Here is a 6,653-nt window from a genome sequence, read left to right as displayed (position 1 = left end):
GCCGGGCCTGTGGAGGACGGGGCCGGCGCGGTTGCGGGGGGGGGCGGTGGGGGGGGTGGGGGTGGTGGTGGGCGTCTGGCGCCGGTCCGGGGGGGGGGGCCGGGGGTGGGTGTCGGGGTGGCGTCGGCGTCCGGCGCAGTCGTGCCGGAGCCGGCGCCCGGTGTGGAGTCCTGGACTCGGATCGACCCGCCCTCCTGGGCGATGCGGACCACGAACGGCTCGGCCTCGGGATCGCCGAAGGTCTGCGTCCACAGCTGACGGCCGTCGGCGGTGCGGACCTCGCGGGGCGCGTCGATCGCGCCTCCGTCGGCGTCCAGCACGAGGAGCTCGGTGTCCTCTGTGGTCGCCTCGAGGCGGACCGCCGTTCCCGCCATCGTGGCGACGGACACGTGCCCGTAGCCGATCCACAGGTCCAGCGGCTCGCCGGAGGTCTCGTAGCCGGGTGCGACCGTGACGCGCAGGTCGCTCGCCGCGAGCGTCGCGTAGCGGCCGGGAGCGGCGCTCGAGAAGCCGTAGGTGCCGAGCACGGGGAGCAGCTCGCGGTCGGTCGGCAGCACGGCGGCGCAGGCGGCCGTGACCAGCGCGACCGTCGCGAGGGCGATCAGCGCGATCGCGCGCCTCCGGAACAGGCCGGCGAGCACGATCACCACGGCGAGCACGAGCGCGGCCGAGGCGGCTCCGACGACGAGGGCCGTCGGTCCGGAGGCGGTGAGCGAGACCAGTGCGCCGGTCAGGGCGGCGGCGCCCAGGGCGAGCAGCGTGAGGCTCGCCCGCAGCCGGGGGTTCGCGGCGTGTCGGAGGCGCTGGCGCTCCAGGCGCGCGGCGGTGACGGCGGCGGCGGCGAGTCGCGCCTCCTCCGCCCGGGCGCGGGCCGTCTCACGGGCCGACGCGCTCTGCTGGGCGCGGAACGCCTCCCGCTCGGCCCGCCAGGCCTCCTGGCGCTCGCGCCACTCGGCGACGGCCTCGGGGGACGAGGGGCGCTCGTCCTGCAGCCCGGGGTCGGGTGCGGGGTAGGCGGGAGCGGAGGGCGCGGGGTAGGGGAGCGTCGCGGAGGGGTGTGCGGACGGGGAGCCCTGGGCCGGGTGAGCGGCCGCGTCGTCCGATCGCCGGCTCCGCCGCACGATCCAGACCACGAAGGCCACGATCAGCCCGAGCACCACGAGCGACCACAGCGTCCGCCCGGTCGCGGGCGCCCAGGGCATCGCCCCGGTGTACGCGCCGCCGAGCGACCAGAAGCCCTGCGCCACCGGCAGCATCGAGGCGAGCACGAGGACGCCGATCCCGGCGTGCACCCTGTCGAGCGAGCCGCGCAGCAGCCGCTCCACCGGCAGGGCGCCGTCCTGGTCGGGCAGCAGCAGCCAGGCCGCGGCGTAGAGGAGGAGCGCGGGCCCGCCCAGCACCGCGACGACGAGCACGATCCCGCGCACGATCAGCGGGTCGATGCCGAGCCGGTCGGCGATCCCCGCGCAGACGCCGCCGATCCAGCCGGGACGGCGGGGCAGGTCGAGGCCGCGCAGCCAGAGCACGAAGCGGTTCTCGGGCGCGGGGGGCGGATCGGCGGGGCCGGAGGCTTCCGGGCCGGTGCTCTCGGGGCCTGTGCTGTCCGGGCCGGCGCTGTCGGGGCCGGCGGCTCCGGGATCCGTCCCGATCGGCGTCGTCGCTGTGCTCGCCGCCTCCGTGCCGTCCGGCTCCGCGGAGCCCGGCGGGGTCGTGCTCTGTCCTGTCATGCTGCGAGTCTCCCGTGCGCTCCACGGCCCGGACCATCGGGGGAACCCCTGATCCGACCCCGAGAGCACCCCCGATCGTGCGGCCGACCTGTTTGGATGCAGGGGTGAGCACAGTCCCCGGCACCGCCGTCCGCCCCCCGCTGCAGCGGCCGCGGACGATGCTGCTCGGCGGAGTGTGCACCGCGGTCGCCGACCACCTCGGCTGGAGCGTGCGGAGGACCCGCCTCCTGGCCGTCCTCACGACCGCGCTCGGCGGGGGCGGCGCGCTCCTCTACCTCTGGCTCTGGGCCCTGGTGCCCCTCGCGCCGCTCGACTCGCGCGACGCGGATCCGGCCGTCCGCCGCTCCGCTCCCGTGGCCGGCCTGCTGACCCTCGCCGCCGCCGTCGCGGCGCTCGCCGTGCTGATCACCGTCGACAGCGGCGACGACGCCGACATCACGCGCGCGCTCGTCGCCGTCGGCCTGCTCGCGGGAGGAGCCGTCGGCTGGAGCCTCGGGCTCGACCGCGGCGACGCCGTCCGCCCCGCCCGGTACGGCTCCGCGGTGCGCCTCGCCTCCTGCGCGCTGCTGGTGCTCGCCGGAGCGGCCGTGCTCACCGGCCGCCCGAGCGCCCTCAACGCGGTGCTCGCCGTGGGCGTGCTGCTGATCGCCGCCGGTGTGCTGGCCGCGCCCCGAGTGGTGACCCTCTGGTCCGAGCTGATGGGCGAGCGCGCCGCCCGCGTGCGCGAGGAGCAGCGGGCCGAGATCGCCGCGCACCTGCACGACTCCGTGCTGCAGACCCTCGCGCTCATCCAGAACCGCGCCGGAGCCTCGAGCGAGGTCGCCCGCATCGCCCGCGCCCAGGAGCGGGAGCTGCGCGACTGGCTGTTCGAGCGCGACGTCCCGGTCGCCAACGACCTGGCCGCCGAGGTCCGGGCGATCGCCGCCGCCGTCGAGCTCGACTACCCCGTGCACCTCGAGGTGGTGGCCGTCGGAGCGTCCGTCCCCGGCGCCGCCGCGCTCCTGGCCGCGACCCGCGAGGCCGTGCTGAACGCGGCCCGGCACGCGGGCGGCGACGTCTCGGTGTACCTCGAGTCCTCCGTGCAGGGCGTCGACGTGTTCGTGCGCGACCGCGGCCCCGGCGTCGTCCTCGACGAGGTGCCCGGCGACCGCCTCGGCATCCGCGAGTCGATCATCGGCCGGATGGCGCGCGCGGGCGGCAGCGCGACCGTGCGTCCCGGGGTCGGCGGCACCGGCACCGAGGTGCATCTGCGGCTCCCCGCGGAGGTCGAGCGGTGACCCGCGTGCTGCTGGTCGACGACCACTCCATCTTCCGCTCCGGCCTGCGGGCCGACCTCGCCCCCGAGCTCGAGGTCGTCGGGGAGGCGGCCGACGTCGACTCGGCCGTCGGCCTGGTCGCCTCGCTCGCGCCCGAGGTGGTGCTGCTCGACGTGCACCTGCCGGGCGGTGCGGGCGGAGGCGGGGCCGAGGTGCTGCGGCGCAGCGCCGGGTCGTCGTCGCGCTTCCTGGCGCTGAGCGTCTCGGACGCCGCGGAGGACGTGGTCGGCGTGATCCGCGCCGGCGCCCGCGGCTACATCACCAAGGCCAGCTCCGGAGCCGAGGTGAGCCGGGCCGTGCTCGCGGTGGCGGGCGGGGACGCCGTGTTCTCGCCGCGCCTGGCCGGCTTCGTGCTCGACGCCTTCGGGGCGCTGGCGGGCGAGCAGGCGGAGTCGGTGGACGAGCTCGACCGGCTCTCGGCCCGCGAGCGCGAGGTGATGCGCCTGATCGCCCGCGGCTACGCCTACAAGGAGGCGGCGGCCGAGCTCTTCATCTCGGTCAAGACGGTCGAGTCACACGTCTCCGCCGTCCTCCGCAAGCTGCAGCTCTCCTCCCGCTACGAGCTCACCGCCTGGGCCTCCGCCCGCCGCCTGCTCTGAGGCGCGGCATATGCGGTTTGTGGCAGCGCCAGGGCTGGGGGTAACTCAGCGGGTGGGGCGGCGGTAGGCCTGATCGATGCGCTTGGCAGCCGCGGCCAGCTGCTCTGGCGTCGTGCGCCGCTTGTCCGCCGAGCGGGCCTCGCTCGTGGTGATACGGCCGACCACTGCCCGACGTCGACTGCTCTTGTCCGCCATCATCGCTCCTACTCCGGTCCTGCTGCATGGAGGACCTCGTCATCACTGTTTACCGCCAACCTACGACACTGGATCAGGCCTGTGACCGTCAAGGCGCAGAGAACGGCCGTCCAGATGCCTCCGGCGAACCAGACGCTGTTCCCTATGCCTGCGCCCATTCGCAGAGCGATCGCCGCGGCGAGGACGACGTACACCAGCGCGAGGCTCGCGACCGAGATTCGTAGAGGCCGAAGCAGCCGAGCTGCAACCGGATTCTCCTGGTCGCGGCTCAGGAAGCCGAGGAGGACGGCGATCGCCGCGAGGAAGATGGGAGTGATGGAGGGGGCCTCCGGCTCGAAGATTCGGGACGAGAAGCCGGCGAACCATCCTCCCCAAAGCATGACCGCGGAGGCAGTTGCGGCGACCGCGGTCCATGGGAGGAGGCCGTAAGGGCTGGTCCGCAGCCGGATGACCGCGCGATCGGGGGATGGCGTCTTGTCGTCCTTCCGAGTCGCGACGTGACAGACCACTCCAGGCCGCATATCGCGTTCGACGACCACCCCGAGACTCTCGAGTGTCACCTCGTCACCCAGGAGCCCGCGGGGCGTGTGGACCTCGAGATGGGTGGACTCCGCAACGATGCTTCCAGCGTTCAGCGGAATCTCGAGGGATGCGCTCGACAGCCCAAAGGCTGAGGTGACCCACTGCCACCATGGAAGGCGCTGGTCGCGAGCGCCACCGACGAGCTCCCAGTGCGTCGAGTACTTGACGATCTGCCGCGTCCCGGCGCCAGGCAGCGGGAACAACCCGGCGAGGAGGAAGTTCCTTGCGAGCAAGGCCAGAAGCTCAACTGTCTGCGGCGCCCGGGCAGCATCGATGCGGATCCTTGTTCCTTCCCAGACTCCGCCGTCGAGGAAATCCGAAAGCCTCTTGTCGCTGTCCGAGTCGTTCTTGCTGTGTACGACCGTGCGGATGATGACTCGAGCATCGTGCGAGGGTGCCTCTCCGAGCTCCAGCGTCCAGGCAGCGACGACGGCAGCGACCGCCGCGCGCCCGTTCACCTCAGTGTCGGCGATCGGGAGGGGTTTCGAGCCGTCCACGAACGAGTCGAAATCCTGGAGCCTAGCCTTCTGTACCATCGCGAGGGGAACGAAAAGCAGGGGATCGGCCCCCGGGGCCCGGGACGTCACCTGTAGCCGGTCGTCTTTAGGAACAGTGATGTCCAGAGAGACGCGGCGTCGACTGAGTGGCCCGTCCGAGAGGCGCAGGCTCTCGACACGACGGTGCTGCCAGGTCGAGGAGTTGGTGATCATCCAGAGGATCACCTCTCCGAACTCGTTCGATTCGGCCATGTTCATTCTCTTCCTGCCCCGCCCGGTCGTTGCGGTCACGTTACCGGCGCCCGCTCCTGCGCGGTCGGCTTTGACGCGTGGCGCCGCGGCCCTGCTCGTCACCCGGTCTGCGCGCTGCTTCGTTCGTGCGGCAGCACGGGAGGAGATCGCAGGGCACCGTTCCATCCCCACCGCGCGAGCCGCGGCTCCGCTCGCGCGCGAGCAGTCAACCCCGTCCCTCCTCCCGCTCCTGCCGTCCGACACTGTCGGGACACGACAGGAAAGGACGACCCGATGGTGACCACCACCCCCGCTCTCCCGACCCTGGCCGAGCTCCTCCGCGACTCCCGGCCCGTGTCGCAGCTCTACGTCGACCTCGCGATCGACTCCGGGGATCCGCCGGACATCTCGCTCGAGCGCGCCACGTCCCTCGGAGACGAGCTCGCCCGCCAGGGTGCGCCCCAGGCCGACATCCGGGCCCTCGCCGATCTGCTCGAGGGGGCCGGGCGCCCCCAGGGCGGCTGCTGCCTCTTCGCGGTCGCCGTGGACGGGAGGGTCGTGCTGAACGAGGTGCTGCCGGGTCGGCCGGTCGCGCCCGAGGGCGTCTCCTACAGCCCGCTCCCGGACATCGTGCCGCTGCTGCAGCACCGGCCCGACCTGCGCGTCCTCGTCGTCGAGACCTCGCGGGACGGCGGCGAGATCCGCCTGCACCGCCTGGGCGCGCAGCGACCCGAGGCCGAGCAGGCCGTGCAGGGCCGCACCGACACCCTCCACAAGGCGCAGGCCGGCGGCTGGCGGCACGACCGGTTCCACCACCACGCGGAGGAGATCTGGCGGCGCACGCAGGCCGAGCTCGCCGCCGCGGTGGACGAGCTCGTGCGCGTGCACCGGCCGCGCCTGCTGGTCGTCGCGGGGGACATCCACGCCCGGCAGCTGCTCGCGCAGCAGCTCTCGCCGAGCAGCGCCGCGATCCTGGCCGTCGAGCCCGTGAACACGCGGGCCGCCGGCAGCGAGGAGGGGGCGCTGGAGCGGTTCGTCGACGAGCAGCTCGACCGCATCCTGCTGCGCGAGAAGGAGGACGTGCTCGACGCCCTGCGCACCGGGGAGCCGCGCCGCACGGTCGAGTACTCGCTCGGCGCGATCGTCACGGCGCTGGCCTCGGCGCAGGTCGAGACGCTGGTGCTCGACCCCGGCCGACTGCGCGAGCGCGCTCTGCTGGCGCTCGCCGCGGAGCCGTGGGTCGCGTCGGCCCCGGAGGAGGCGCTGGGCGCCGAGGTGATCGACTCCGTCGACGCCGCCCTCGCGCTGGCCCGCGCCGCCGTGCTCACGGACGCACGCGTGCTCGTCACCGACTCCCGCACCGCCCCGGAGGGGGTCGACGTGGTGACGCTGCCGCACGACGCCGACGCCGCGGCGATCCTCCGCTGGCGCACCGGCCCGCCGGTCCCGGGGGCCTGAGCGGCGGGTCCCCGAGCGCGACAGGGCCCGGGCCCCGATCCTGTGATC

General features: G+C 74.1%; 6 protein-coding genes. 3 read left to right on the top strand and 3 right to left on the bottom strand.

What is annotated here, in order from left to right:
* A partial coding sequence (locus C5D50_RS03595; protein WP_146087919.1) for a PspC domain-containing protein occupies nucleotides 1–1,727 on the bottom strand: 1,727 nt, incomplete at its 3' end.
* Between the two features lie 104 nt (nucleotides 1,728–1,831).
* On the opposite strand from C5D50_RS03595, the gene C5D50_RS03585 reads away from it, so the two are divergent.
* The gene (locus C5D50_RS03585; protein WP_104222840.1) at nucleotides 1,832–3,004 is read left to right on the top strand and encodes a sensor histidine kinase; all 1,173 of its coding nucleotides are present in this window, start codon (nucleotides 1,832–1,834) and stop codon (nucleotides 3,002–3,004) included.
* Nucleotides 3,001–3,642: a response regulator transcription factor gene (locus C5D50_RS03580; RefSeq protein ID WP_104225749.1), complete on the top strand. Its 642-nt coding sequence runs from the start codon at nucleotides 3,001–3,003 to the stop codon at nucleotides 3,640–3,642. Before C5D50_RS03585 ends, C5D50_RS03580 begins: the two co-directional genes overlap by 4 nt.
* Nucleotides 3,643–3,687: 45 nt before the next feature.
* On the opposite strand, the gene C5D50_RS16475 is transcribed toward C5D50_RS03580, so the two are convergent.
* Together C5D50_RS16475 and C5D50_RS03575 are read right to left on the bottom strand one after the other, a co-directional pair.
* Nucleotides 3,688–3,837 carry a hypothetical protein gene (locus C5D50_RS16475; protein ID WP_181137279.1) on the bottom strand — a complete coding sequence of 50 codons (150 nt, stop codon included), beginning with the start codon at nucleotides 3,835–3,837 and terminating at the stop codon, nucleotides 3,688–3,690.
* Between the two features lie 8 nt (nucleotides 3,838–3,845).
* The gene (locus C5D50_RS03575; RefSeq protein WP_146087918.1) at nucleotides 3,846–5,168 is read right to left on the bottom strand and encodes a hypothetical protein; all 1,323 of its coding nucleotides are present in this window, start codon (nucleotides 5,166–5,168) and stop codon (nucleotides 3,846–3,848) included.
* A gap of 273 nt (nucleotides 5,169–5,441) precedes the next feature.
* Between C5D50_RS03575 and C5D50_RS03570 the strand changes: the two genes are divergently transcribed.
* Nucleotides 5,442–6,605: a Vms1/Ankzf1 family peptidyl-tRNA hydrolase gene (locus C5D50_RS03570; RefSeq protein WP_104282767.1), complete on the top strand. Its 1,164-nt coding sequence runs from the start codon at nucleotides 5,442–5,444 to the stop codon at nucleotides 6,603–6,605.
* Nucleotides 6,606–6,653 lie beyond the last annotated feature (48 nt).

The organism is Rathayibacter sp. RFBD1, assembly GCF_002932915.1.
Taxonomy (GTDB): domain Bacteria; phylum Actinomycetota; class Actinomycetes; order Actinomycetales; family Microbacteriaceae; genus Rathayibacter.
The sequence above is the reverse complement of the archived record's forward strand: the minus strand, read 5'-3'. Positions and strand labels throughout refer to the sequence as shown.